This window comes from Mesorhizobium sp. M7D.F.Ca.US.004.03.1.1, assembly GCF_003998635.1.
Lineage (GTDB): Bacteria > Pseudomonadota > Alphaproteobacteria > Rhizobiales > Rhizobiaceae > Mesorhizobium > Mesorhizobium loti.
The window spans coordinates 1-458 of the sequence record NZ_RZQG01001789.1; the positions used below are offsets into that span (position 1 = coordinate 1).

The following is a 458-nucleotide window of genomic DNA, read 5'->3' on the forward strand; positions in this document are numbered from 1 at the left end:
CGGTCATCCTCGGCGGCTTTGGCGGTGAGACAGCGGCAGTTGCAGATGACGGCATCGAGCGCACGGTCAAGCAGGGCTCGGCCGACGATGCCGCCTATCTGATGATGAACGCGCAAAAAGTCATCATCGTGCCGGGCTACGGCATGGCTGTCGCCCAGGCGCAGCATGCGCTGCGCGAAATGGCCGACAAGCTCAAGGCCAACGGCGTCGACGTCAAATACGCGATCCACCCCGTGGCCGGCCGCATGCCTGGCCACATGAACGTGCTGCTCGCCGAAGCCAATGTGCCTTACGACGAAGTGTTCGAGCTCGAGGACATCAACTCTGAATTCGCGCAGGCCGATGTGGCCTATGTCATTGGCGCCAACGACGTCACCAACCCTTCGGCCCGCGACGACAAGTCGTCGCCGATCTACGGCATGCCGATCCTCGATGTCGACAAGGCGCGCACCTGCCTG

General features: G+C 62.9%; 1 protein-coding gene. It reads left to right on the forward strand.

The genetic code is table 11. The features are described from left to right. A partial coding sequence (locus EN935_RS40045; protein ID WP_164771929.1) for an NAD(P)(+) transhydrogenase (Re/Si-specific) subunit beta occupies window positions 1-458 on the forward strand: 458 nt, incomplete at both ends.